Origin of the sequence: Parafrankia sp. EAN1pec (assembly GCF_000018005.1) — a bacterium.
In the GTDB taxonomy this organism is placed as follows: Bacteria; Actinomycetota; Actinomycetes; order Frankiales; family Frankiaceae; genus Parafrankia; species Parafrankia soli.
The window spans coordinates 582044-606807 of sequence record NC_009921.1 but is presented as its reverse complement, the minus strand read 5'-3'; the positions used below and the strand labels follow the sequence as shown (position 1 = coordinate 606807).

Genomic DNA, 24764 nt, shown 5'->3' with positions numbered 1-24764 from the left:
CGACGCAGGTCATCGCCCTCCGCCGTACAGGCAGATTCAGACACACCTGTCGGGCTGAAAGGCTGCGCATTCATGCCAACATCATACGTCTGCCGCCCTCACCCCACCGGAGCGCGGTACGCACCAAAAAGCCAGATTGACACCCTGGTCGTCAGCGGCGACTCGTCGTATGCCGAGTCCATCAGGATGAACATCGAGAAGACCTCCGGATTTGCCGTTGGTGCGGTGGCTCTCACTGGCGGCCAGTCCATACGGCTACTCACCCACAACTCGTATGATCTGGTCATACTCGACCTCGACCTGTCCGATATGGCTGGCCTTGAAGTATGTAGGTCAATTCGGTCCCGTAGCGCGGGGCCGGACATAATCGCCGTCACCGCCGACCGTGAACTTGCAACAGTCCGAGTAGCCGTCTCCTACAGAGTCATTCATTACCTGGTGAAGCCTTTCGATTTTGCCGACTTCCGGGCCCGCCTCCACCGGTATGCGCTATTCCGACAGCAGGTCGCGGATAATGTCACCGGCCAGATAGGCCAGCGCGAGATCGATTCCGCTCTGGCCATGCTGTCGCCAGACCCCACGGCGCAGCCAAAGGCCCCGAAGGGCCTGACCACGGTGACACTCGATGCCATCGTCACGTGTCTGCGCGCGGCGTCCACGCCGGTCTCGTCGGACGATGTTGCCAGAACATTAGGCATTTCCCGAGTAACCGCCCGACGTTACCTCGAACGGTTGACCCAGGAACGGCTGGCAATCCGCCGCCAACGTTACGGCCGGCCCGGACGCCCGGAGCACCTCTACTGTTGGCGGGCAGGGAATCAAGGACCTGAAACCGTTCACATGGGCCAGGGGGCCCGAAGAGATCCCGAAAATCTCCCCTACCGATCTTGAAGGGTCAGGGTCTGACTATGGTGCGTCCGGAACGAGGGTGAGGCGACGTACGAGGAATCCGTGAACGCCGTGCCGGAGAGGGAAAATGGCATGCCCAATCTCGGTACACGCGGAGAGGTGCCGGTAGTCCCGCCGAGGAAACAGCGAGGGCGCCTATCTATGCGCGGTGGGCTTGGGAGAGTCTCGATTCGTTAAGGTTGGTACTGCCGGGACCCCGTCCATGTCCTTGAATACCCCTTCGTACGTTACGCGAGTCCGGAGAAGCCGGCGTCGACAGGCCGGGCGGCCGAATACAGCGACAGACACGGCAAGGAGCGCATAACGTACTCCACAGAGTAGCGAAATGGATATTTCTGGTCGCCACTCTTCGCCATTCCATGGAGAAGCGATGATTTTCGGTAGATTGTCGATACGATGGATAGTGTCGGTTGCAATTGTCGTTGTTGTGGCTGGCTGTACTTTGCCGGGCAGTGGGAAAGAGCGACCAGTGGCGGTTGGCTGTGACAGCCCGGGAGTCACCTCCGACCAGGTAAAACTGGGGTTGGTGTTCTCTGACTCGGGTATTGGTAGCACTGCACTTTCCTCGGCCCGGTCCGGGGTGGATGCTCGGATCAACCTGGCCAACGCTCAAGGTGGCATCCACGGTCGTAGGATTTTTTACCAGTGGCGCGATGACGCGAGTTCCTCGTCACAGAACGCGCTGGCCACTCAGGATCTTGTGCAACAAGAATCCGTGTTCGGTCTCGTGGCAGCTACCGCCTCGCTCGAAGGTTCACTGGCTCGTCTCGACGCGCAGGGCATCCCCGTGGTAGGTATCGCGCTTCCGTCTTGGAACAGGTATCGTAACCTTTTTTCCCACCTCTACATGCCCTCTCCGGGAACGGTCGCCCGCTATATCCAGGCCCACGGTGGGACGAGAATCGCTGTTGTTACCACCGGCACTGTAGCCTTAACCATGGAGACCATCACTCAGTACAAAAATGCCTTCAGCGCTCTCGGACTCGCCGCGACCGATCCCATCCCGTACACGAGCAGTAGCGACAGCCCGCAGCGCATCGTCCACCAGCTCGCGGCTATCCACGCCGATGCCCTGATCGGCTTCACCGCGCCAGAGGATCTCGCTGACATCGCGCAGGCAGCTCGTGCCGCGAACCTACGCCTGAACGTCGACGTTTCCCTGACCGGCTATGACAAAGCCCTTCTTCCCGCGTTCGGCCAAGCGCTAGCTGGTGTGTCTATCCCCGTGTATTTTCGTCCGTTCGAGGCGGGAGGCCCAGCCATCGACCGCTACCGCGATGCAATGACACTCTACGCACCTGAAAGCATCGAACCCGACCAGCAGTTCGCCATGCTCGCCTACATATACACCGACCTGTTCCTACACGGACTTGACCTAGCCGGCACCTGCCCAACCCGTGAAGGGTTCATCAAGGCCCTACGGGGTGTCACCGATTATGATGCGGGCGGTCTGATCTCGCCCGTCGACCTGAGTGCCAACTCTACCCGCCCCCTCGATTGTTTCGCGTTCGTCCGTGTCAACTCCACCGGCACTGCGTTCGACGTCGTACATCAACGACTCTGCTCCGACGGCTCGGAATCCCTGCCGCCGGGAAATGAATCCACGCCAACCGGCCGTAGTCGGTAAGGAGACAGAGAAGTGAGCCTTTCCGTGTGACTTTCGGTCACCGCGTGTGAGCGTCGCGGGGTGCAGTTGGCTACGGGTGAAGCTGAGGGTCGTGGCAAGGGGCTCTGTTCCCCCCGACTGGTGCCGTGATCAGACTGCCATGGCAAGTTCGGTGAAGGTAAAGATCTTGAATGGGTGATGCCTGTCCACGCGCGAGTCCAGGCCGTGACGGCCGTGTGCGCGTGTGGGGTGCCAGAAGCGCGCCTGGGCCTGTGAGCTGAGGCGATGCAGCCGTACGGGGCCGGCGGCATGATGGTCAGCTATGTCCATCCGCCTGCTCTATCTGATCTTCGCTCGGGTGTGCGGCTGGCGGGTCCTCCTCGGCCGTTCGTCAGCGTCCAAGAACATCGAGCTGCTCGTGTTACGGCACGAGGTCGGGACCTGTCCCACGATCATGTTCGCCTCGGGGCGGGACGACGCCCGTGATCTCCTCGAAGGCTCGGATCGCCTACCAGCGGACGGCGGGGCCGGTGTCCAGTTGCAGGGGGCGGGCGTAGGACAGGTCGGTGGTGTCCCAGGTGCCCTTCAGGAAGCCCTTGAAGGCGCCGGAGTGCAGGAACGAGGCGTTGGCGGTGAAGGCCCATTCGATCGTGCAGCGCCGAAGGGCGATCTTCCAGGCACCGTCGCGGCGCTCCAGCCGGTCGAGGTAGCGGCCGCCCATGAAGGCGAGCGTCTTGCCGTCGCGGCCGACCATGGTGCCGATGACATAGCTCTCGGCGTGCGCGATGTCTCCTTCGATCTCACAGGTATGCGTCGTGATGTTGTGGAGATGGTTGGCGAACACCTCCGAGTGCTGCTTGTTTGCCCACGGGCCGTAGTCCGCGCCGATGTGCGCGGCGGGTCCGTGCTCGTCGATCGCGTCCTCGTGCAGCACACTCGTCATCAGGTTGGCGTCGTGCCGGTCGTGGCCGCGCGACTGCTTGTTGACGCAGTCGAGGATGTCTTGCCGGTCCCTGAGATAGCGGACCTCGCGGCGCAGTTCCTCAAGTTCGCTGGGCGTGGTCATGCTGCTCCCCTGCTGTGTGGACTGGTGTGAAGTGCCGCGATTCGTCAGCTGCGGGCCGGGTGCCGTGCCCGTTCGCGAGGCTCTGCCATCGGGACCGGCTCTTCACCGGGCCAGAGCGGCGAGCAGGTTGCGGGTGCGGCGCAGCGAGGCGCGCGGGTCGTCGCCGACCGGGATCGGCTGTGCCCAGATGTCGGTCGCGCCCGCGTCGAGCAGCGCGTGCAGCTGCCGTTCGACCGACGCCTCGTCGCCGGCGATCGCGGCCTGCGCGGGGCTATCGGCGCCGCCGATTGCCATGATCCGCTGGTAGGCCGGCGAGCTGGCGTACATCGTCGAGTTCTTCGCGACGGCCGCGCGGGCTTCGGACTCGTCGTCGTGCACGGCGACCGGGAGCCCGGCGACGATCCGCAACGCGCCGCGGCCCGCCGCCTTCGCCGCGGCCGACAGCTTCGGCTCGATGTGCTTCTCGATCGCGGTCGCGGGCGCCATCCAGAGGATCACGCCGTCGGCGTGCTCGCCCGCGACCCGCAGCAGCCGCGGTGAGAGCGCGGCGAGCAGCACGGGCACCGGGTGCGCCGGCTGTACGGTCCCGGAACGCACGTGCGTGCTCCATTCCTCGCCGGTGATGTCCGCTCCGCCATCGCGCAGCAGGGTGGTGACGATGCGGAGGTAGTCCTCGGTGTTCTTGCCCGGCCGGTCGTAGGACAGGCCGTACTCGGCGTGGATGTGTCCCGCGTGCGATGGGCCGAGACCAAGCGTGAAGCCCGGCCGGCCCATCGCCGCCGTGACCGACGCCGCCCGCTGGGCCTGGAGCAGCGGATGACACGGGTAGGTCTGCAGCACCGCGGTGCCGAGCTCGATCGTCGATGTCTGGCGGCCCGCGAGCGCCATGGACGCTAACGGGTCGCCTTGGACGACGCTCGCGTACCACAGGTGGTGGAAGCCATCGGCTTCCGCCTTTCTCGCCTGGTCGATGATCTTCTCGGGGGTCGAGGCGCCGCCGGTGAGTCCGATGCGCATCCGTTCTCCGGATCTAGTGGTGGGGATCGGCGTCGTAACCGATTCGTTGGAGGTGCGCGCGGGAGTGCGGTGTGCTGTCATCGGCCCGTCAGCGCTGATACGACGGGCGCGAACTCGTCGATTTGCCCACGGGGAATGGTGATGTAGTTGACGCCAGTGCGGTCGCGGCGTTCCTGTAGGTGGTCGGTGATTTCATCGGGCGAGCCGACGAGCACGTTCGGATGGTTTCTCAGCAGGTCTGGCTGGGCTTCTGGGATGGCCTTGCGTAGCCGGGCTGACCACTGGGCCAGGGCGCTGTCGACGTCTTCGGGCACGGACACCAGATAGGGCGAGCTCTCCAGTTCCAGTTGCGGGAACCGGTCGCCGGCGGCGTCGCGGACGATGTCGTGCCGCCGCTGTGCCTCTTCCGCGGGGGTGAGTCCCGCGTCGTTGCGGGGCTGCCAGGGGACGTTGGCCATGCTGACGATGTCGGCTTCGCGCGCCGCCAGGGATAGGACCCGTTTCCGGGATCCGCCGATAAGAATTCGAGGACAAGGGCGCTGGACCGGGCGCGGTAGCCCGGCGTATCCGCTGACTCTGATGTGGTCGCCGTCGATGGAGATCGGCTCGCCTGACCAGTGCGCCTTGACGAGGGTGATGACCTCTTCGAGTTTGGACACGCGCTGGGGGGCCTCGTGGAAGGTGAGGCCCATGGCTTCGTACTCGCCCTGGTTGGTGCCGGCGCCGATGCCGAACTCGAGGCGGCCGTCGGAGAGCAGGTCTATGGTCGCCGCCTCCTTCGCCAGCGCGGCGGGCATGTGGTAGTCGACGCAGAAGACCCGGCAGCCGATCCGCAGCGTCGAGGTCCAGGCGGCGGCGGCGGCCATCGCGGCGATGGGGGCAAGGTGCTGCGGGCGCAGCAACGTCTGGGTGCTGACTGGTCCTGGCCCGAGGTAGTGGTCGGCGAGGAACAGGGTCGAGTAGCCGAGGTCCTCGACCCGACGTGCGAGATCGCGCCACTCGGTGGCCGACGTCGCGGTTGTGGTCTGGACCGCGAAACGGAAGGGCCGGGCGTCAGCCAACGACATAGCCCCCGTCGACAGGAAGGGCGACGCCGGTGACGAACGACGAGTCGTCGCTCGCGAGGAAGAGGGCGGCGGTCGCGAGCTCGCTTGGCAGGCCCCACCGGCTCATCGGCTGAGGAGGCGCTGGCACGCTGGCGGGAGGCTCCAGGAGATCGTCTGATCCTGGGACCATTCCGGTCCAGGTCATGCCCGGGCAGATGGCGTTGACCCGGACGCCCCGGTCCGCGAAGTCGAGCGCCACCGCCTTGGTCATCTGGATGACGCCGCCCTTGGACGCGCCGTAGACGGCGTTCTTCCGCCACCCGACCAGCCCGGCCGCCGACGCGGTGTTGATCAAGGAGCCGCCACCGTTACGGAGGATCGCCGGGATTCCGTACTTCATCCCGAGAAACACGCCCTTGAGGTTCACCGCGACGACGCGGTCGAAGTCCTCCTCTTTCTGTTCTGTGATGAGCATCTTGGGTCCGGCGACGCCGGCGTTGTTGAAGAGGATGTCGAGCTTGCCGAACCGGTCCTCCGCTGTGGCGACCATCCTCTCGACGTCGGCGGCCACCGCGACGTCGACGTGGACCGCCACGGCGGCGGCCCCGATCTCGTCGGCCGTCCGCTTCTCCTTGCCGCTGAAGTCCGCACAGACCACCTTCGCGCCTTCCGCCGCGAAAAGGTGGGCGCTCGCGCGCCCGATACCGGAACCGGCTCCGGTGATGATCGCGACCTTGCCGTCGAGCTTTGCCGCCATGGGTTGAGTTCCCTTCAGACAGATGGGGCGTTCCGGTCATCGCGAGTGGGCACGGGCTACCCGAACTTCGACTCGGGCAGGCCTCGGACGCCCAGGCCATGAAGGGCGAGGACTCGGCCGTTGTCGCCGTCGGCGGTGGTGCCACCGCGGGAGGTCACGACGAGGACGTCGAGTTCGGGTCCGGCGAACGCAACGCTGGTCGGGCTGGCCACCGGCACGGGTACGCGCCGGTCGAGGGTGCCGTCCGGCGCGTACCTACGGATCTCGCCGCCGTCGTAGGCAGCCACCCAGAGACAGCCCTGCTCGTCGACGGTGGTGCCGTCCGGGACGACGATGCCGTCCTCGAACTGGGCGACGACCCAGCGGTCGGTGGCCTCGCCGGTCGCGGTGTCGTAGTCCCAGGCGTACATGCGCCGGAGCACGCTGTCGTTGCAGTAGAAGGTCGTGCCCTCTTTGTCGAAGCAGGGGCCGTTGGTGACGCCGATGGGATCTCCGATGGTGTGGACACTCAGGTCTGTGTCGACGCGGTACAGGCTGCCTGATGGTGTGAGGTCACCCTGCCCGGACTCGATCGCCTTCACGAGCGCCATGTCGGCCATCCCGGTGACGAAACGGCCCTGACGGTCGACGGTTCCGTCGTTGAACCCGAATCCCGGACCTCGACCGGCGTCGAAGATCATCTCAGTTTCGCCTGAGTCGAGGTCGAACAGGTGGATCTCGTTGCCGGAGGTCACGACGGCTCCGCCGCCCTTGCGCAAGCAGAGCGAGGCGACGACGCGGCCGGGGAACTTCGTGCTCCGCGGGTCGCCGCCGTCGAGGGCGCACTGGTGCACCATCGCCTGGAAGATGTCAATCCAGTGGAGCCGGTCCCGGTCGACGTCCCAGACCGGTCCTTCGCCCATTGTCATGCGTGCGTCGGTGACGAGGCGCACGTCTACCATGGCTTTCCTGCCTTCCGGTTTTCGTGTTCTCGCGCTGTCACCGGGCTGTGACGAGCTCCTGGCCGACGAGCGTGGTGCGGTGCATCAGCCGGCGTGAGGTCGGCTCGAAAGGCAGGGCACGGTGGAGCACGCCGGTGTTGTCCCAGATCACCAGGTCGCCGCGGCGCCACTGGTGCCGGAGGGTGAACCGCGGGCTGGTTGACCACTGAAGCAGGCGGTCCAGCAGTGTCCTGCCGCGATCTTCTGACCGGCCGACGACCATGCCCGCGGTCGCTCCGATCAGCAGGGACTTCCGCCCGTTTGCACGGGTCCACACGAGCGGGTGCACCCTCGTCGGCACCTTCTCCCAACTGGCCCGCTGCTTGTCTGCGGCGTCGGGGTACGCGATTCGCTGGGCGATCGCGAAGCTGTGAACCACTTGGAGGTCGGCGATCTCGGCCTTCTCCTCGTCGGAGAGTGCCTCGTAGGCGGCGTAGGTGTTGGCGAACTCCGTGTCGCCGCCGGCTGGGTCGACCTCGCGGGCGGTGAGCAGCGTCGCCTTCTGGGGAAGCTCGTCGGTCGCGCCGTCGATGTGCCAGAGGAAGTTCCCCTGCCGATAGCCGGCCAGCACGCTCTTCTCGGGGTCGAGCGTGATCCGGGCGATCTCAGGGTGTTCGCCGGGGTCGTTGACCTTGGGCACCACCACCTCTCCCAGCAGCCGGCTGAACCGGACCAGGTCGCCGTCCTCGATATGAACCTCCCGGTACACCAGGACGCCGTACCGGTCCAGAGCAGCCTTGCAGGCGGCAGCCGCCGCCTCGTTGACAAGATCGCGTCCCGTGTAGCCGCTGATCTCGGCACCGATCTCGGGTGCCAGCCTGGTGACCTCGATGGCCATGACTTCCTCCGACTCCTAGGGAGAGGGGCGCGACACCGCCGGGTGAGGCATCTGGAGACGGCCGACCTCGCGTGTCGCCACTGCCCCGACGGCCACCTCCGACGGTTCGCGCGATCCGGGGCCTTGCGTTCGTACCACTCGCTAGCCGCGCGATGCAAGAATCTTCTGGCAATAGAAAGGATCTTCTGGCATTGTGGGAGCTGTAATAGGAGGTGAAGGTGTCTGGGCCGGTGCGAGTGCCCGACCGGCCGCCTCCGTGGCGATCCAGATCTCTGCTACGGCTGGTGATCCAGGCGGAAGGCCTGGCCATCGGGGTTCGGGGTGCCTTCGGCTGATGCGTGACACCGGACCGCTCGCGACGACGCGACCGCGCTCGGAAGGCCCCGTTGCTGTTCTGCCCACCGAACGGCTCGCCGAGCTGTACCCAACACGTGACGACTACCTGCGGCGCTACGCCGAGGCGGTCGATGCTGCGATCGCCGCCGGGCTCGCGCTGCCCGCGGACCACGAGTCACTGCTCGGCTTCACGCGGCCGGTGCGGGTCCCACAATGACGCGGACGGGCGGCCCGGACGTCGCCGCGCGCAAGAAGATCTCCTACCGGCCGCCCATAGGATGAGACATGGCCCGGGATACCCGCGAGCGCCTGCTGGACGCGGGACTCGCCCTGTTCGCCGGCAACGGCCTCGCCGGCACCACGGTCTCCGGTCTAGAAGCCCGTGCCGGGCTCCGGGCCGGATCTGGCTCGTTCTACCGCCACTTCGCCTCGAAAGAGGCGCTATTCGAGGCCGTCATCCGACGGGAACTCGACCGGTTCCGCGCCTCGATCAGCGACGCGGCGCCCGGCGAGTCGGCCATCGCGGATGTGAAGGTCACACTCGCGCTGGAGTTCCACCAGGCCCTGACGACACTGGACCAGCTCGGCGGACTTGAGGCGATCATCAGCCGGGACGCCCGCGCGATGGGCGATCTCTTTGACGAGGTGGAAGGCCTGTTCAACGCCGCCCTCGACGCCAGCACCGCCCGGCTGGACCAGCTGATGGAGTCCGGACAGATCCCCCGGCGCGACCCCCAGGCCCTCGCTGCAACGATCAGGAGCGCGCTCGTCGGATATCACCTGAACACGCAGTCGTTCAGAAGGTCCGCTCGCCGCGTGCCACCGGCGGATCTGATCGCCACGCTGATAGACCTGATCTCCTCCAAATGACGTCCAGTCGTAACCGCACCAGGACCGTGGTCTCGCAGGACGTGCGGGCACGTCTCACCCACCACCCCCGGTGCGGACCTGTCCTCGTTGGCGGACAGGCCCCCCGGCACCAGTAGCCCCTGCAGGTGATCGGCTGCCGCTGGCTGGCACTGCCGGTGCGGACGGTTCCGTGCCCGGGATCGTGCTCGCCGCGGTGCCGCTGACGGTCATGCCAGTCCTGTCCGCTCCCTCACGTGGCGCTCGAACTCGCCGACATCCACCAACCCCAATCAAGATCAACCAGTGCCCCGGAACCGTCAACCTGTGGTGCCCATCCCCACCGACATAGCCGAGCGCGCAAATCGGTCTGGGCTCATGCCGGAGGCCACTCCCCTCGGCGTCGGCAGGCTGCCTGCAGGCGGTGGAGTGTGTATCGGGCCGATGTGGCGAACAGCGTTATCGCTTGCAGGAGCGATGGTTCCACGCAGGTCAGGGGGTGTGTCCAGCGGACGGTGATGAGGCCGAGTAGCCCGCCTTCGCCGGGGAGTGGGATGACCAGCGCGGAGCGGATGTTGAGTTTGCGGACCATCTCGGTCGGGATGAGCGGAGTCCGCTCCGGGTCCGGGATGAAGATCGCGTCTTTGAGATGGGACAGCGCTCGGAGCGCGGCTTCGTCATCGGGTGTGGCCCGGATGCCTACCCGGAGCAGTGGCTCGGTGCCTGGGGCCACCGAGGAGCCGGCCGCGTGGAAGACCGTCGAACCGGGCATCTCCGCGAGCATCACCGCGACGGCGTCCGCGCCGGCTAGTGAGCGGATGATGTCGGCGGTCAGGGTGGCCGCGGTGGGAAGGTCGTCGGGGTACCAGAGCTGGTCGAGTGTGTGCAGTGCGGTGGTGATTTCTTCGGTCGTCTGTCGTTCCCTGCGCGCGTCAAGCAGGCGCATCGTCTGGGTGGCGAGCTGGTGCAGCGCGTGTCGCTGGCCGGGGGCCAGTCGACGTGGCAGCCGGTCGGAGACGCAGAGGGCGCCGAGTACGTGCCCTTCCGGTGTCCGCAGCGGTACCCCGGCGAAAAATCGCACCGGGAGGTTGGGATCGGATCTGACCACGCGGGCGAAGCGGAGGTCCCGTGTCGCGTCGGGGACCTCGAGGTATGTCCCTGACGCGACGGTGTGGGAGGCCACTCCCACCCGGGCTCCGAGCTCGGTGATCCGCAGGCCGTGACAGGATTTGAACCACTCCCGCCCGGCGTCGACGAACACCACGTGGGCGTAGGTGCAGTCGGCGATCTGGGCGGCAAGGGTGGCGAGGGCGTCGAACTCCGGTTCTGGCGGGGTGTCGAGGACATGGTGGCCGCGCAGTGCCGCCAGCCGGGCTTCCTCGTCGGCGGGAACAGCCGCGGACAGCCCGCTTCTGGTCCAGTGTGCCTTGGCCTGCGTCGTCGCCTCCGCGAACGCCGGCTGTTCGATGCCCGTCTCACCGACCTGTGCGGCAGCCTGCTCTCCGGAGTGCTCCCCGACGATGGCGGATTCCTGGCCCTGGAGAGCTCCGGGCGGTGTCTTCTGGGGCAGCCCAGCGGCCCGGGTCGGGGTCGAGGTTGGGGCGGGGGCCCGGGACCGGCTGGTCACCCGCGGCTTGCTGGCGAGCAGCGGGGGAAGTTTGCGGGCTGGCAGGGGTGGTGAGAGTGCCTCGCCTTGCAGGAGGTCACAGCCGAGCTCGGTCAGCATCCGCTCGCTGTGCTCGTCCTCGACTCCCTCGCCGACGACCCGCATCCCGAGCCGGTGGCCTAGGTCGATGACGGACCGCACGATCGCAGCGTCGGGCAGGCTACGCCGGGCGTCGGAGACGAACCCCCTGTCGATCTTCACTTCGTCGAAGGGCAGCGCCTTGAGGATCTCCATGGAGTTGTAGCCGGTGCCGAAATCGTCCATCGACAGTTTCACCCCGGTGATCCGCAGCTCGCTGAGCATCGCGGCGGCGCGGGCCGGCTGGGAGATCAGGGCACTCTCGGTGATCTCAAGGGTGAGCATGTCCGCAGGGAGGTCGTGGGCGGCTAGCCGTTCGGCGACCACACGTGGGAGTTCGTCGACGACGAGCATGCGGGCGGACAGGTTCGCCGAGACGGGCATCCGCAGCCCCTCGGTTCTCCACCGGGCGCACTGGCGCAGCGCCTCATCAAGTTCCCACCAGGTCAGATCGACGATCAGTGAGGAGCGTTCGGCCATCGGGAGGAATGATCCGGGGGGTAGCAGCCCGCGGTCGGGGTGCCGCCAGCGCAGGAGCGCCTCGACGTCGACGATCCGGCCGGTCGCCGCCTCCTGCATCGGTTGGTAGTGCAGGACCAGCTCGCCGCGGGTGATCGCGGATCGTAGCTGGGCGTGCAGCGCCAGTTCCCAGGGTTGTACCCCAACCATCTCGGCCCTCCACACCCCGACCCGTTCACCGCCGCGCCGGGCGTCGGACAGCGCCGCGTCGGCGCATGGCAGGAGAGTGGCGATCCGGTCGCCGCACCAGGGCGCGACCGCGAGACCCGCGGTCGCCTCCACCTCGACGTCCACTCCGCTGATCCGTAGCCGCCCGTCGAGCTGGTCAAGGACGGCACGGCCAACATCAGCCGGTGCGGAGTCGGTCCTCTCAGGTGCAGGCACCCCGTCGGCCACCTGCGACGCACCGGGCATCACCAGCGCGAACTCATCCCCTCCGAGGCGACCGACGCACGAGGGGGCTGGCCTCACAGAACGAAGCCGGCGGGCGAACATCCTGAGCACCTCGTCGCCGGCCTCGTAGCCAAGCGCGGTGTTGATCTCCCTGAAGTGGTCGATATTGACGATCATCAGTAGGGCCTGGCGGCCGGCCAGCATGATTTCGGAGAGGACCGGATCGCCCGCCTGCAGCAACCCTGCGCGGTTCGTCAGATCCGTCACGGAGTCGGAGAAGCACGGGCCTCGCCCCCGTTGGAGGGACCCGTAGGTGACATAGGCGCAGGCCAGCACGCTCAAAGCGCAGCCGACCCCGACGAAAGGGAAGGCCGCGAGCCGGCCGTGTGCGCTGAACGCACCCAACCCGACGGCTGCGACGAGCGCGGCCTGCCCCATCACGGCACCGAACCGACGCCATACGAGCCCCGCGTAGCTGCCCGCCCACGGAAACCAAAACAACAGGCTCAGCGCCAGCGCGTCACGCTCCGCGCCGACCAGCGCGATCGTAACTGCCGTTGTCATCATCGCCGAGGAAACCAGCGCCATCTCACGGCGACGCGAAGCCGGAACAGCAAGCACGGCGGCTACGGTCACGACGCCGAGCCCGACGGCGACCACGACGGTCGGGCGCAGATAGCCCGGCGAACCGGGCACCATCGCCAGCAGCAACAGGAACCCGGTGCTGAGCAGTGACAACACGCAGAAGAATTCACGGCCCCCGGTAGATGCTCCACGGCCCTTCACCTCAGCCCCCCCATCGGCGCTGCGCAGCCTACGGCGCTCCGCCGAGCAGTCAGTGCCATCCCGGCTCCCTGGCTTCGGTCCTTGGACCACCTCCGACCGGACTGCACAGACCGACCAGGAGAAGGTCGACGCAGCCGACAGAACGCCGCGACAACCTGGCTCCACCACTGGTCCGCCTTGCGCGGGCACCCAGCCCCGGACACGCGGTCTACGACCAATCCATCTCCAGTCGTCACCGGAGGTAACCCGCCAGAACAAGGATCCGGCCCACCTACACCAGAATCCGCCCACCAAAAGCACTCGCTTGATTGCTCCACGTAACCGATCGTTCCCAGTTGTTCGACCAGACGGAGATCCGGCGGCCGGCCACCCCGGCCTCTGCCTGCCCGGCTACGCACTACCGCTACACAGCCAGGCAGGGGCAAACCGCCCGCCCCACGGCCGGCCATCTGCGCGCTGATCCAGTCAACGACGTCCTCCCCGCGGGCGAGCCCCATGCCGGCACGACCACAGACCGGCCCTCGGGCTTCGAGAACAGGAGCGACCCAGATCGCCGCCACCGTCCGTACCCGCAGCGAGGTCGAGCGTTTCTTCGCCGGCCTCGACGTCGTCGAGCCCGGCGCGCCGTCCGTGCACCGCTGACGGCCCGACGACACCAGTTTTCGGTCGGCGTTGGCATCTCTTGCCACGGCGCGCTACCTGGACCGGTTCGGTCGGGGCCTTGCAGGCTCTTGGCAGGTTCCGTGCCGCGTCGTGGGTTCCCGTAGCCCATCTGGGGATGTGGAGACTGGTCAGGGGGACAGCGGGGGATGCGCAGTGCCGAGGTCAGGGTGAGCACTGCGACGGCACGCTGTCACACCCCGATGGGTGATCGCCTTGTGGGCGGTTGCAGGATCCTGGGTCTGAGGTGGAAGCCTTGGAGGGGAGCGGGTAGCGACGACGTCTCCCTGTGGTGCTCATCGTCGGCCGGAGGGGTGCGGGGACCGTCGGGGTCTGCCCCGCTACCCGCTCTCGCGGCCGGTTTTCGGCTGCCCGGCTCCGCCCCGCTGAAGGCAGGATGCTGCGGGAGACTCCGGCGGATGTTCCGACCCTTCTGCGGGTAGCCGACCCTGGCTGCGGAGCTTGCCCCGGGGGCGTTGTGGGTCGGTGGACGGCGACCGGGTTCGGGTGCAGGTCCGTGGCGGTGGGTGCGCCCCGGGCAGGCTACGCCCCGTGCGATCGTTTTGGGGATGTCGGGCGTCGTCGTCGCGACGTGGGAGTGGAAGGCGATGTTCGCCTCGCTGCTCCGGCCAGAAGAGCCACAGATAAGGGATCAGAGCAGGTTGCAGTATTGAGTACCCGCATCAACGGTTGTATTCTAATGTATTGCGCTATCTATATGGACGAAGGGGAGCCCGCACTCCTCCTTGTGTCGCATTGCCCTAGGATCACACTCCATGATCCTTTTATTTGCTCGAGTGAGTCTGGTTTCCCGGACGGTGGTGACGATGGTTGCCGGCATCCTCGCGGCGGCTCTGGCGGTGGTGTCCGCGACTCCCGCCGGGGCCGTGGAACCACTGTTCCTGGGATGGACGAGCCTGCTGCCGCCGCTTCCCACCGCCTACGCTCCTGCCGACGCGGCGGAATGCGCCGCTGGAGAGCCGGCCTGTGTGGACGCCACCATCGCCCAGATGCAGACCCGCTACGACGATCTCGTGGCGAGCTGTGACCATAACGCGGTGTTCGCTTTGACCTATTTGCGTACGACGGAGGAATACCGGCGGGTGGCTGCGGAACCCGGGTTCTTCGACGACGTCTCCTACGTCAACACCGAGGACGCCGTGTTCGCCGCCTACTACTTCCAGGCCTACGACACGTGGCAGGCCGGGCAGACCACCGCGGTGCCGCGAGCCTGGGGGATCACGTTCGACGCGGCGCAGCAGCGTCGGCTCGCCGGGGCCGGCAATCTGCTGCTCGGCATGAACGCGCACGTCAACCGCGACCTGCCCCTGGTGTTGGCGTCTCTGGGTCTGATCACGGCGGACGGGGAGAGCCGCAAGCCCGACCACGACCAGATCAATGTCATGCTCAATCGGGTGGTCGACCCGCTGCTGCGTGAGGCCGCGGATCGGCTCGACCCCTCGATCGACAACATCGCGACCCCGCTGGGCCTGTCCTACACGGCGCTGATGCAGATCCTGGTGGTGTGGCGCGAGGCCGCCTGGCGTAACGCCGAACGCCTGGTGAACGCCCCGACCGTTGAGGCACGGGGGCGGATCGTGAACGAGATCGAGGCGGCTGCCGCGACGACCGCCGTGACGCTGCGGACCCTCTACACCCGCCCCGGTCTGCTTCCTTTTGGCCAGGACCGCGACGAGTACTGCGCCTCCCATGGCTAGCACCCGCGACGACGAGAGCGCGAGCGCGAGCGCGGAGTACTGTCTCGACCCGCAGCAGATCGTGGCGGGTCGGCCAAGTGATTGAGACCGGTGCTGACCGTCAGGGGCTCCCGTGGCTGCCTGAGCAGCGGCGGGCGCCCGGCGAGAGAATCCGCTGTCGCGAGGGAGGGGGGCCGTCGATGACATCAGTATCAGGTGATGCCCGGCACGTCGGCGCGGGGAGCTGGGCCGGTGAACATGTCGGTGATGTTGAGGCCGCGGTGCTGCTCGACACGTTGAGCGAGGTGGTGTTCCGCACCGACGCGGAAGGCCGCTGGACGTATCTCAACCGGGCGTGGACGAGGCTGACCGGCTTCGAGATCGGCCCCAGTCTCGGTGCCCGATTCCTGGACTACGTCCATCCCGACGAACTGGAGTACACGGTCGCCCTGTTCATGGGGGTGGTCGCCGGTGGCGCCGACCACTGCCACCACGAGACCCGGTACCGCACCCGTGACGGCAGCTACCGCCGCGTGCAGATCAGGGCGAACGTGATCCGGGACGGGGACGGCGAGGTGATCGGTAACACCGGGACGATCGTGGATGTCACTGACTCCCGTCGCGGCAGCGAGACGATCGGGGAACACGTCGCCCTGCTCGAACTCGTCTCGGCGGACGCACCGGGCGGCGAGCTGCCGGTGGGGGTGGTCGTGTACGACGCTGACCTGCGGCTACGGCGAGGCTCACCGGTCATCGATCGGCTGGCCGGCGCACCGCAGCGCATCGGTGACCCCCTCGCCCGGCTCGTGGAGCGCCTGGCGCCGGCCGACCCGAGACAACGCGCCCTGGGCGGCGAATGGGGGCTGATCGCGGTCGCGAGACGCACCAACCACGCCCAGGTCAGCGACCTCGACCTTGCCGATCCCAGCCGGTCGCTACGGGTATCGGTAATCCCCTATCTGCGGGACGGGGAGGAGATGCTCGCGCTCGTCCTGGCCGACATCACCGACCTGCGTCGCGCCGAACATCGCCAAGCAGCCCTGGCCCGGCTCGGCCACCGGGCCATCTCCAGCTCCGACACCGCCGCGCTGGTGAGTGAAGCCGCCGGGATGGTCACCTCGACACTCGACGTCGCCGGCTGCAAGCTGATCCACCTCGACCCGCGAGGCGGCGACGCAGCCGGCACGAGCCCGCTGCTTGACCGGGTCCTGACCGACGACCAGCCGGTGATGATCGACAGTCCGGTCAGCGACCTGGCTCGCTGCCTGGCGGGATCCCCGCCAGGCAGCGATGTCGCCACCGTGCTCGCCACGCGCGTCGGCGGCGCAGGGCTACTGTTCGGTGTCCTCGCCGCCCACAGCACGACCCCGCGTCACTTCACCGACGACGAGATCCAGTTCGTCCAAGCAGTGGCCGACATCCTCACCGCAGCCCTCGAACGCGACCGCACCGACCACGAACTGCGCAGACTCTACCGGCGGGCGGAACACAGCAAAGCGTGGCTGGCAGCGAGCGCGCACACCATCACCCGGGTCATCGCCGCCACCGAGCCGCGCGACGCCCTCGACCTGATCGCAGCCACGGCGAGAACGATGGCGGGCACCGACATCGGGGTGGTTGCCGTGCCCGACGAGCACGGCAACCTGGTGATAACCACAGCCGACGTCGCCCCCGGCCTGCCAGCTGCTCCTGATTCCCTGCTCGGGCTGAGCCTCACACAGGGCGTGACCCCGGTGGCCGAGCAGCTCACGGCCGGTGGCACCGTCGTCCTCGACAGCCTCGATCTACGTGGCAGCAGGATCTCCCCGGCGCCCAACATGCCCATCGCCACCGCACTGATCCTCCCGCTACGGATCACGCGGCGATCATCGGCCGTGCTCATCCTCGGAAACCACACGGACACAGCACGCCTCCCGCTCCACGACATCGAGCTGATCGAGGCGTTCGCCCACGACGCCGCGCTCGCCGTCGAACTCATCCAGACCCAACACGACCGGGCCCGCCTCGCCGTCTTCCAGGACCGCGACCGCATCGCCCGCGATCTGCACGACCAGGTCATCCAACGCCTCTTCGCGATCGGCCTGCACCTGCAGTCCCTGACCCGAGCCGTCGGCGACATCGCAGCAGCCCGACTGACCAGCGCCATCAACGCCCTCGACCACACCATCGACGACATCCGCCACACGATCTTCGACCTGCACCCCATACAGCCAGGCCAATAGAACCCAACCCAAACCCGTCCGATACACGGACTGAACCCAAGCCAACTTCTGGCACCCAACACGCGCCCAGACCACCCGTCCTCGCCCCGCCGGTGCGAACGAGGGCGCATGGGCGCCGCAGGGCCCGGTCTCGCTCGTGTCCGAGCCCGGGAACGCCTTCGGTCTCTCCTTTCCAGCCGGTCGACTCCGGGCATACTCGGCCCTCGGACGGAGCACGGTCTCGCATCGCACGCCGGTGCATTGACTCACCGAGATCACTTCTGCTCATCCGCGCCGCGTGCGATGAGTCAGCGAGCATCTCGGCACCATCGGTGTCGGTTGGTCGGTTGGTCGGTCGGGCGGGCGGGCGGGCGGGCGGAGCACTGGAGCAGCGTGGCCCTGCCGTCCGGTAGAACAGCATCTCGGCCGACAGCGACCAGCTCACGTCGTTGATGCCGAACGCGACGTCCAGGTCGGTCGACCAGGCCTGCACCAGCAGCAGGTTCGGCACGATGCCGACGAGTTCGCGGTCATGTATCACCATCATCACGACGGCCAGCACGAACGTCACGAAGTGGTTCGGGTAGATCTTGAAGAAGCGTCTGCGCCAGAACTTCCGCGGCGTGTCATCGGGGCGCATGGACCATGTGAGCACAAACCCGCTCAGCACGAAGAAGAATCCGACGCCGATGTAGCCGCCCATCTTCACGACGGCCTTGATGTCCTCGGTGGTCCCGCTGTACGGAAGCAGCCCGGGCTGGAACGCGGCGTGCGTGACGAGCACCATCAGGGCCGCGACCCAGCGCAGCCCGGTGAGGGAGTCGAGCTGCCTGGTGGAGGATCTCATGGATTCGCTGGACTTGACTTCTTCTGTCGTTGTCATAGACCTTCCCGAAAGGGCGCCTGGAGGTATCTGAGCTGGCCGGCCAACCGCGCCGGGTCGGGCTGTGGTGTGTCGTGCTCGGTCCTGGCAGGTGTCCGCCGGGCAGCGGACGAGGCCCACGCCAACGAAGCCTTCGGCCTGAGGCGGCCGATGCGCCGGCCCGACTGTCAGGCCAGCGGGATTCGCCCGGCGCCTGACGTCCTCCTCGCCCTCGGGTGCCGTCCCGGGGTTCCGTCTCTGCCGGAACCGTGTGCCCTGCTCGGACTGACGCATGCCGCCCGCTACACGACGCTGGGAGGTGCTCCGGCGAATAGGAAGCGCGCCTTAGAAACGAAAAGGCGGCGACTGTCAAGCTCCTGGGCTATGTGTATTAGCGCGGCCGCGCCGCGCTGGCTCTTCGACATGGGCGGACGGTCTCAGACCCGACTAGAGTCCGGCCTGGTCAACGGGTCCAGGGCCGCTCAAGCCCTTGTGATGAGCTAGCTGCTTCAGCCGGCAGCACTCCGTGGCCGGTGGCATCACCGACCGCCGACGAGAGGCTGAGTAGTATTGTGTCGCACGACAGCCGCGCCATGCGGTTATGTTGGATGAGCGCGTATCACGCCTGCTCGATCAGTGTCTCGCGGATACGCGCTTCTTGGCCAGGGCACATCCGGTGTCCCGACAACCGTCTTAGGGTGTTTGATGACTGAGCTGCCCGGTCGGCTGCAGGCGACTTTCGTGCCCGCGGAGGATGCGATCGCGTGGTGGGGTGTGGTCGGTCTGGACGACGCTGTCCGTGAACACGGGCTACCGGAGGGCCGTGCCGGGGTCTGTCGCCTGGCCGTGGCGGGCCGTGGCGGGGTGAGGTCGGCGAGCGTACCGGTACGGTTCGCTGACCTGGACGCCGCCCGGCAGGGGCTACTGATGCTCGACCCGCGAGCGGAAGTCGGTGCCTCCGTCCGGGCATGGCGCGACGCCGTGCGGCTGCTGGACGGTGATGACGAGGAGTTCGGGCGGTTGGGCGCGCGGATGCCGCCGGCCGCACATGCGGTGCTCAACGCCGAGGGCACCGCCATCACCACCGCGTCCACGCTGCTGGCGCAGTTCCGTCAGACGCTGGCCACCCGGGCCGCGCTGCGCGGCGCGGTTGTCACCGCCGAGCTGCGGCCCTATCAGGTCCACGGCGTGGCCTGGCTGAGTGCGCGGCCCGGTCTTGGGTATGGCGGGGTGCTGGCTGACGAGATGGGTCTCGGGAAGACGCTGCAGGCAATCTGCATGCTGGCCACCTGCCGGTCGGACATGCCGCACCTGGTCGTCTGCCCGACCTCACTGATCGGAAACTGGCGGCGTGAGCTGGCACGATTCGCTCCCACCACCCCGGTGATCAGCTACCACGGGGCGGCACGGAAGCTGCCCGAGACGTTCCAGCCCGGCACGGTCGTCGTCACCAGCTACCCGGTACTACGCAAGGACGAGCCGCTGGCCGCGACGGCGTGGGGTGTCGTGATCCTGGACGAGGCCCAGCAGATCAAGAACCCGGAGGCTCTCGCGAGCAGGGCGGCCGCCCAGCTGTCCGCGACAGTGCGGATCGCGATGACCGGCACACCGGTGGAGAACCGCCTCGAGGAGCTGTGGTCCATCCTCAACGTGAGCAACCCCGGCCTGCTGGGCACCCGGGGGCGGTTCCGGCAGCGGTTCGTCGTCCCGATCGAGCAGCGCCGTTCCGCGACCGCCGCGGCCGCGCTCAACCGGATGGTCAGACCGCATCTGCTGCGCCGCACCAAGGCCGAGGTCGCCGCCGATCTGCCACCCAAGCAGTACTCCACGATCGTCTGCACGATGGCCGACGAGCAGGCACGGCTCTACCGGGAAGCCGTGGACAGGGCGTTCACTGAAGGTCTCGGCGCCGGCATCGAGCGCAGCGGCCGGGTACTTGCCCTGCTCACCGCGCTCAAGCAGATCTGCAACCATCCCGCGCAGTATCTGCGGGAGGACACCGCCACGCCTGGCAGGTCGGGCAAGTTCGACCGGGCCACCGAAATGTTGAGCGAGGTCGTCGAGCAGGACGATCGCGTCCTCGTGTTCACCCAGTACCGGGCGATGGGCAAGCTGCTCTCGAGGTACCTGGGCACGGCGCTCGGCGTCGGCCTGGTCCCGTTCCTGCACGGTGGCCTGTCCATGCAGCGCCGCGACGAGCTCGTCCACGCGTTCCAGGAGGACGACGACGCACCGCCCGTGCTGCTGTTGAGCCTGCGCGCCGCCGGCTTCGGGCTGAACCTGACCCGCGCCTCCCACGTCATGCACTACGACCGCTGGTGGAACCCGGCGGTGGAGGAGCAGGCCACCGACCGGGCGCACCGGATCGGTCAGTCGCGGACGCTCAACGTCTACACACTCGTCACCGGCGGCACGATCGAGGACCACATCGCGCAGATGCACGAGAACAAACGAGGCGTCGCCGAGATCGTCTCGGGGGACACCCAGGCCGCACTGGCCAAACTGTCCGACGACGACCTCCACGCGGTGCTGGCTCTCGACGAGGGGACCTTCGCATGATGCCGCCGGAGTTCGGTGCCACGCCGTGGGGCAGGGCCTGGGTCCGCACGGTCGAGTCGACGTCGACGGCCGGGCCCAACGCGCAGCTGCCCAAGGCGCGGACGCTCGCACGGAACAGCACCACCGTGGTGGCTGCCGGGGCCGGGCATGTCGAGGCCGACGTCACCGTCTCCGGCGAGGTGTGCCGGGTCCGGCTCGACCTGCCGGTCTGGTCCGACGAGACGCAGGCCGAGGCCGGGCGCCTGGTTGCCAAAGCCATGGCCGAGCACCGCGGCATGGTCGCCGGAGACCTGCCCGACACCCTCGAGGAAGACCTCAGAGACCACGCGATCAACATCGCCGTCCCCCTGGAGGAGCAGCCCGGCAGCTGCAGCTGCCGGGCTCGCAAACGACCATGCGTGCATATCCTCGCCGTGATCTACGCGCTGGCCCAACTCGTTGACGAGCGTCCGGCACTGGCAGTCGAGCTGAGATCCGCTACCGCGAATGCCGCCGGTGCCGGTGCCGGTGCCGTGGACTGGATCGCGCTGTCCGAACTCGAGCCCGCCGGCTTCTATGGAGACTGACCGCGCGGCCCCGAAACTGACCGTCGACCCCACACGGGCGCCGCTGCGCTCACGTCGTGGCGGCGATCCCACTCAGTGACACGGGCCCGATGAGGCCCGCCGGTCGGGGCGACCGTTTGGCGAACCGCGCGTAGGCCTCCTCGCCCGCCTTACCGAGTCCGATCAGGCGGTTTCCCAGGGTCGTGGCGATCTCCATCTCAACGTGGTTGGCGCCATCCCGTAGGAGCGGACGCACGTCCAGCGCTCGGGTCGCGACGCAGTCATCGCCCGCGCTCCGCCCGTTGACACTCACCCGCATCGTCCCCGCGACCTGGCCCAGCTCCAGCAGCACCGCGCCGACGCCGGTGTCCCAACCGGCTGGCAGAACCACCGTCGTGCGGTAGAGGTACCGACACCGGCCGCATCGGCGAGCGCCGGGATGGTCCGCCAGTCGGCAGGCGCGCTGATGGACTGACGGTGCCGCACCGTCCCCGTGGGCCGCCAGTCCGCCACGTCGATGTCCCAGCGGTTCAGGTTCTGCGACCACACGACCTGCGCGGGTTCGCTCGGGGCCTCGGTCTGGACCGGGCGGGCGGCAAGACCCGGCCCGGTGCCGAGGTGAACGACCGCCGTCCCGCCGGGACCGAGCGTGAAGGCAAGGGTGTGACGGTCGCCGTCGACGGTGCTGGCGACCGGCTGGGTGGTGCCGTTCCAGAGGTCCAGGAGCCGAGCGGTGCCCGATCCGCGCAGGTCGACGACGAAGCGCGATGTGGCGGTGCCCATGTTGAACAGGTAGTGGCAGCAAGTGGACGATCAGGGCGGCCAGTGGCACGGCGAGTGCGGCCGCTACCAGCACGTTGAACATTGTCTCGACGAGAACGCCCAGGAAGATGGTTGCGCGGGATGCGCCGAGCGCTCGGCGCACGCCGAGTTCACGAGCACGTTCCCGGACGGAGGCGACGCCGACACCGAGCATGCCGAGGCCACCGACGGCCATCGCCACCCAGGCGACGATGCCGGCGGTCCGGGTCTGCTGATCGATGACGGGTGCCAGAGCCTCGTCCTGATCCAGCCTGGTGGCCTCGAAGCCGCTTCCCGATCCGAGCCGTCGCCCCGTGCTCGCCACGACTTCCTGGAAGTAGGCGGTATCGGCAGGTGCCACCCGGGCCAGCCATCTACCTGGGGTGTCTTCCGCCGCCGAGTGCAGCTGTGGGGGCAGGCGACCGACAAGGAGGAGCCGTGGGACGGAATCGCCGCGTGCCGTGGAGGCCATGACCGCGTCCACGACGACCGTCATCGTTCGCGGGTTCCGGGTGTCGATGGTGGCGGCTGTTCCGGTCACCGCGTACTGGAGCTGTCGTCCGACGATCTGGTGAGGCTCCCAGCCGAGCTGGCGCGCGATCCCCTCCTCGAGGACGGCGCGGGGAACACCTCTGTCAGCTGCCCGGGTGGGGAAGTCCCCCGCGACGAGATCGATGACTCTGACATCCGGGTAGGAGCCGTCGACGACCGCCGTGTCGACGGCCGCCGAATGGTCGCCGTCGAGCGTGATCCCACGAACCAGCTGGTAGGGGCTGATCGTTCTGAATCCCGCCTGGTCAAGCCCCTGGGTGAGCAGGGTGTCGGCCTCGGTTTGCCGTCGCGCATCGGAGGAGCCGGTACCGGAGATCAGAAAAGTCGCGGGTTGACCGTACTGGCGGCGCAGATAGTCGTCCGCGCCGTGTCGGGAAAGGACCCCAGCCGCGTCTACCACCATCAGTGCGCCGACCGCGGCGATCATCCCAGCGACCGCGGCCAGCGTTCGCAACGGCCTGGTCCGTACGTCGTACCAGGCCGCGATGCCGAGGCCGAATATCGGCAGCATACCGTTGCGGGCCCCGGCCGTTGTGTGCCGTCGCCTCACGGGGAGATCACCCGGCCGGCATGCAGGGTCAGAACCCGGTCGGCCCGAGCCGCGATCTGCGGGTCGTGGGTGACGAGCACGAGGGTGCGCCGCTCCTCCCGAACGATTCCCACCAGCAGGTTCAGGACGACTCGGGCATTCGCCTCGTCAAGTGAACCAGTCGGTTCGTCCGCGAGGATCACCTGTGGCGACCGCACCAGGGCGCGGGCGAGCGCCACCCGTTGTTGCTCTCCGCCGGAGAGCTGATGAGGCATAGCCCACAGACGTTCCGCGAGACCGACACGTTCCAGCAGCTGGCGGGCTCGCTCCCGGCGATTGCGTAGGCCGCGGGTGGGTCCGTACAGGAGCGGCTCCGCGACATTGTCCACCGCCGTTCTGCGGTCGAGTAGATGGAACTGCTGGAAGACGAAACCGAAGAACTCGCCGCGCAGCCGGCTGCGCTGTCCGTCGGACAGCGATGACACGTCCTGCCCACCGCACAGATAGCGACCGGATGTCGGGGTGTCGAGCAGCCCGAGGATGCTCAACAACGAGGACTTTCCGGCCCCGGAGGAACCGACGACGGCCACGATCTGACCGGTCTGGACCGCCAGGCTCACCCCGCGCAGTACCGGGAGCGGAGCGCCATGAGGGAGGTCGACGATCCGCGTCACGTTCTCCATGTGGAGAACGGTGCCAGCGTCAGTCATCGGCAAGGTCGCTCTGGACCGGTCTCGCGAGTACCCTTTCGCCGGCCGCGAGCCCGCTGCTGACCTCGATCCAGGTCGCATCGCTGGCCCCGAGAGCCACCGTGCGAACGGATGTGTGCGAGCCGGCGGCGTCGACGACCACCACCTGCCCCTGCTGCGCAGCTCCGAGAACAGCGGTCAGTGGCAGGACGGAGGTGACACGCGGCTCACTCCACGCTATCCCGATGGTGGCGGACAGTCCCGGAACAACGCGGATCGAGGCCGGAATCCGGCATCGGACACTTGTGCCGGCCGCGGCCGTGGCGCCGGCCTCGGTGGCACCGCTGTCGGCGGCCAGCGACTGATATTCGCAGTCAAATCCGCTCGGCCCGCCGACAACAGCGGCTCGGATGCGTCGTGGTGGATCGATCAGGCGGTAGGCGACGTCTTCGGGCCGAACCGGCGCAACGATATCGAACCCCCCGTCGCTGGCCGGGTCGCTCGGAACGACCCTGCCATCCAGGGAGAGCACCGGCTCGATGCGGCGCTGCGCGAGAACGACTGTCGCGCGGTCCGCCAGGGTGGTCTCAGCGATGTCGGAGGTCAGACCGGCGGCACCAGTCGAAGCAATGTCGGGTGCGGCGAGACGAGCGGTGACTGCAGCGACCGCGATGGTCGCGGCGAGCCAGGCCAGCAGGCCGACAAGCCTGTTCCGCGCTGTGGGCCGGCGGAACTCCGTCGGGCTGGCAGGAGGAGCTGAGGCCCCCACGGTTCCCAGGGGGTCCAGCGGCGGACCTGGTGCTGGTCTAGAGCGGGCGAGATCCTG

Annotated in this window: 20 protein-coding genes and 1 pseudogene; 10 read left to right on the top strand and 11 right to left on the bottom strand. The window is 67.7% G+C overall.

Annotated elements, in window-relative coordinates; genetic code table 11:
• Positions 1 to 72 precede the first annotated feature (72 nt).
• From FRANEAN1_RS38035 to FRANEAN1_RS42925, 3 genes and pseudogenes are all read left to right on the top strand, one after another.
• Entirely contained in the window at positions 73 to 891 is an 819-nt protein-coding gene (locus FRANEAN1_RS38035; protein WP_020458175.1) for a response regulator, read from the top strand.
• Positions 892 to 1378: 487 nt separating this feature from the next.
• The gene (locus tag FRANEAN1_RS02520; RefSeq protein ID WP_347176954.1) at positions 1379 to 2536 is read left to right on the top strand and encodes an ABC transporter substrate-binding protein; all 1158 of its coding nucleotides are present in this window, start codon (positions 1379 to 1381) and stop codon (positions 2534 to 2536) included.
• Positions 2537 to 2837: 301 nt separating this feature from the next.
• A pseudogene (locus FRANEAN1_RS42925) lies at positions 2838 to 2951 on the top strand (integrase catalytic region); the annotation flags it as partial.
• Between the two features lie 72 nt (positions 2952 to 3023).
• On the opposite strand, the gene FRANEAN1_RS02515 reads toward FRANEAN1_RS42925, so the two are convergent.
• From FRANEAN1_RS02515 to FRANEAN1_RS02490, 6 genes are all read right to left on the bottom strand, one after another.
• The gene (locus FRANEAN1_RS02515; RefSeq protein WP_020458173.1) at positions 3024 to 3581 is read right to left on the bottom strand and encodes a nuclear transport factor 2 family protein; all 558 of its coding nucleotides are present in this window, start codon (positions 3579 to 3581) and stop codon (positions 3024 to 3026) included.
• Between the two features lie 102 nt (positions 3582 to 3683).
• Positions 3684 to 4598 carry a TIGR03564 family F420-dependent LLM class oxidoreductase gene (locus FRANEAN1_RS02510; RefSeq protein ID WP_020458172.1) on the bottom strand — a complete coding sequence of 305 codons (915 nt, stop codon included), beginning with the start codon at positions 4596 to 4598 and terminating at the stop codon, positions 3684 to 3686.
• Between the two features lie 77 nt (positions 4599 to 4675).
• Positions 4676 to 5665, bottom strand: a complete 990-nt coding sequence (locus FRANEAN1_RS02505) for a TIGR03621 family F420-dependent LLM class oxidoreductase (protein WP_041253631.1) — start codon at positions 5663 to 5665, stop codon at positions 4676 to 4678.
• Positions 5652 to 6401, bottom strand: a complete 750-nt coding sequence (locus FRANEAN1_RS02500) for an SDR family NAD(P)-dependent oxidoreductase (RefSeq protein ID WP_020458170.1) — start codon at positions 6399 to 6401, stop codon at positions 5652 to 5654. Before FRANEAN1_RS02500 ends, FRANEAN1_RS02505 begins: the two co-directional genes overlap by 14 nt.
• 56 nt (positions 6402 to 6457) lie before the next feature.
• Positions 6458 to 7342, bottom strand: a complete 885-nt coding sequence (locus FRANEAN1_RS02495) for an SMP-30/gluconolactonase/LRE family protein (RefSeq protein ID WP_020458169.1) — start codon at positions 7340 to 7342, stop codon at positions 6458 to 6460.
• Positions 7343 to 7379: 37 nt separating this feature from the next.
• A complete protein-coding gene (locus FRANEAN1_RS02490; protein WP_020458168.1) occupies positions 7380 to 8219 on the bottom strand; it encodes a TauD/TfdA family dioxygenase in 840 nt (279 codons plus the stop codon).
• 334 nt (positions 8220 to 8553) lie between these two features.
• Between FRANEAN1_RS02490 and FRANEAN1_RS02485 the strand changes: the two genes are divergently transcribed.
• On the top strand, positions 8554 to 8772 hold the full coding sequence (locus tag FRANEAN1_RS02485) for an alpha/beta hydrolase domain-containing protein (RefSeq protein ID WP_020458167.1): 219 nt from the start codon (positions 8554 to 8556) through the stop codon (positions 8770 to 8772).
• 68 nt (positions 8773 to 8840) lie between these two features.
• On the top strand, positions 8841 to 9425 hold the full coding sequence (locus FRANEAN1_RS02480) for a TetR/AcrR family transcriptional regulator (protein WP_020458166.1): 585 nt from the start codon (positions 8841 to 8843) through the stop codon (positions 9423 to 9425).
• Positions 9426 to 9777: 352 nt separating this feature from the next.
• On the opposite strand, the gene FRANEAN1_RS02475 is transcribed toward FRANEAN1_RS02480, so the two are convergent.
• A complete protein-coding gene (locus FRANEAN1_RS02475; protein WP_347176953.1) occupies positions 9778 to 12798 on the bottom strand; it encodes an EAL domain-containing protein in 3021 nt (1006 codons plus the stop codon).
• Between the two features lie 540 nt (positions 12799 to 13338).
• Between FRANEAN1_RS02475 and FRANEAN1_RS42920 the strand changes: the two genes are divergently transcribed.
• From FRANEAN1_RS42920 to FRANEAN1_RS02465, 3 genes are all read left to right on the top strand, one after another.
• Positions 13339 to 13485 carry an SAM-dependent methyltransferase gene (locus tag FRANEAN1_RS42920; protein ID WP_157472284.1) on the top strand — a complete coding sequence of 49 codons (147 nt, stop codon included), beginning with the start codon at positions 13339 to 13341 and terminating at the stop codon, positions 13483 to 13485.
• Positions 13486 to 14330: 845 nt separating this feature from the next.
• Positions 14331 to 15221, top strand: a complete 891-nt coding sequence (locus FRANEAN1_RS02470; protein ID WP_041255344.1) for a DUF5995 family protein — start codon at positions 14331 to 14333, stop codon at positions 15219 to 15221.
• A gap of 179 nt (positions 15222 to 15400) precedes the next feature.
• Complete coding sequence (locus FRANEAN1_RS02465) at positions 15401 to 17422, top strand: GAF domain-containing protein (RefSeq protein ID WP_020458163.1); 2022 nt, start codon at positions 15401 to 15403, stop codon at positions 17420 to 17422.
• On the opposite strand, the gene FRANEAN1_RS02460 is transcribed toward FRANEAN1_RS02465, so the two are convergent.
• Entirely contained in the window at positions 17346 to 18248 is a 903-nt protein-coding gene (locus tag FRANEAN1_RS02460; protein WP_041253630.1) for an acyltransferase, read from the bottom strand. The two genes, FRANEAN1_RS02465 and FRANEAN1_RS02460, sit on opposite strands and share 77 nt — an antisense overlap.
• Positions 18249 to 18968: 720 nt before the next feature.
• Between FRANEAN1_RS02460 and FRANEAN1_RS02455 the strand changes: the two genes are divergently transcribed.
• Both FRANEAN1_RS02455 and FRANEAN1_RS02450 read left to right on the top strand, forming a co-directional pair.
• Positions 18969 to 20822, top strand: a complete 1854-nt coding sequence (locus FRANEAN1_RS02455) for a DEAD/DEAH box helicase (RefSeq protein ID WP_020458160.1) — start codon at positions 18969 to 18971, stop codon at positions 20820 to 20822.
• Positions 20819 to 21388, top strand: coding sequence for an SWIM zinc finger family protein (locus FRANEAN1_RS02450; RefSeq protein ID WP_020458159.1), 570 nt, complete (start codon positions 20819 to 20821; stop codon positions 21386 to 21388). The genes FRANEAN1_RS02455 and FRANEAN1_RS02450 overlap by 4 nt, the downstream gene beginning before the upstream one ends.
• 49 nt (positions 21389 to 21437) lie before the next feature.
• Here the strand turns inward: FRANEAN1_RS02450 and FRANEAN1_RS02445 are convergent, their stop codons facing one another.
• The 3 genes from FRANEAN1_RS02445 to FRANEAN1_RS36735 are packed head-to-tail and all read right to left on the bottom strand — an operon-like array spanning position 21438 to position 24707.
• Complete coding sequence (locus FRANEAN1_RS02445; RefSeq protein WP_020458158.1) at positions 21438 to 23270, bottom strand: ABC transporter permease; 1833 nt, start codon at positions 23268 to 23270, stop codon at positions 21438 to 21440.
• Entirely contained in the window at positions 23267 to 23959 is a 693-nt protein-coding gene (locus FRANEAN1_RS02440) for an ABC transporter ATP-binding protein (protein ID WP_020458157.1), read from the bottom strand. Before FRANEAN1_RS02440 ends, FRANEAN1_RS02445 begins: the two co-directional genes overlap by 4 nt.
• A complete protein-coding gene (locus FRANEAN1_RS36735; protein ID WP_020458156.1) occupies positions 23952 to 24707 on the bottom strand; it encodes a hypothetical protein in 756 nt (251 codons plus the stop codon). The genes FRANEAN1_RS02440 and FRANEAN1_RS36735 overlap by 8 nt, the downstream gene beginning before the upstream one ends.
• Positions 24708 to 24764 lie beyond the last annotated feature (57 nt).

Excerpts from the sequence above, each read along its gene's own strand:
- FRANEAN1_RS02495 (WP_020458169.1), bottom strand. The coding sequence starts at position 7,342 with ATGGTAGACGTGCGCCTCGTCACCGACGCACGCATGACAATGGGCGAA.
- FRANEAN1_RS02500 (WP_020458170.1), bottom strand. The coding sequence starts at position 6,401 with ATGGCGGCAAAGCTCGACGGCAAGGTCGCGATCATCACCGGAGCCGGT.
- FRANEAN1_RS02460 (WP_041253630.1), bottom strand. The coding sequence starts at position 18,248 with ATGAGATCCTCCACCAGGCAGCTCGACTCCCTCACCGGGCTGCGCTGG.
- FRANEAN1_RS02480 (WP_020458166.1), top strand. The coding sequence starts at position 8,841 with ATGGCCCGGGATACCCGCGAGCGCCTGCTGGACGCGGGACTCGCCCTG.
- FRANEAN1_RS02465 (WP_020458163.1), top strand. The coding sequence starts at position 15,401 with ATGACATCAGTATCAGGTGATGCCCGGCACGTCGGCGCGGGGAGCTGG.
- FRANEAN1_RS02450 (WP_020458159.1), top strand. The coding sequence starts at position 20,819 with ATGATGCCGCCGGAGTTCGGTGCCACGCCGTGGGGCAGGGCCTGGGTC.
- FRANEAN1_RS02455 (WP_020458160.1), top strand. The coding sequence starts at position 18,969 with ATGACTGAGCTGCCCGGTCGGCTGCAGGCGACTTTCGTGCCCGCGGAG.
- FRANEAN1_RS02510 (WP_020458172.1), bottom strand. The coding sequence starts at position 4,598 with ATGCGCATCGGACTCACCGGCGGCGCCTCGACCCCCGAGAAGATCATC.
- FRANEAN1_RS02515 (WP_020458173.1), bottom strand. The coding sequence starts at position 3,581 with ATGACCACGCCCAGCGAACTTGAGGAACTGCGCCGCGAGGTCCGCTAT.
- FRANEAN1_RS02505 (WP_041253631.1), bottom strand. The coding sequence starts at position 5,665 with ATGTCGTTGGCTGACGCCCGGCCCTTCCGTTTCGCGGTCCAGACCACA.
- FRANEAN1_RS02485 (WP_020458167.1), top strand. The coding sequence starts at position 8,554 with ATGCGTGACACCGGACCGCTCGCGACGACGCGACCGCGCTCGGAAGGC.
- FRANEAN1_RS02470 (WP_041255344.1), top strand. The coding sequence starts at position 14,331 with ATGGTTGCCGGCATCCTCGCGGCGGCTCTGGCGGTGGTGTCCGCGACT.
- FRANEAN1_RS38035 (WP_020458175.1), top strand. The coding sequence starts at position 73 with ATGCCAACATCATACGTCTGCCGCCCTCACCCCACCGGAGCGCGGTAC.
- FRANEAN1_RS02440 (WP_020458157.1), bottom strand. The coding sequence starts at position 23,959 with ATGACTGACGCTGGCACCGTTCTCCACATGGAGAACGTGACGCGGATC.
- FRANEAN1_RS02490 (WP_020458168.1), bottom strand. The coding sequence starts at position 8,219 with ATGGCCATCGAGGTCACCAGGCTGGCACCCGAGATCGGTGCCGAGATC.
- FRANEAN1_RS42920 (WP_157472284.1), top strand. The coding sequence starts at position 13,339 with ATGCCGGCACGACCACAGACCGGCCCTCGGGCTTCGAGAACAGGAGCG.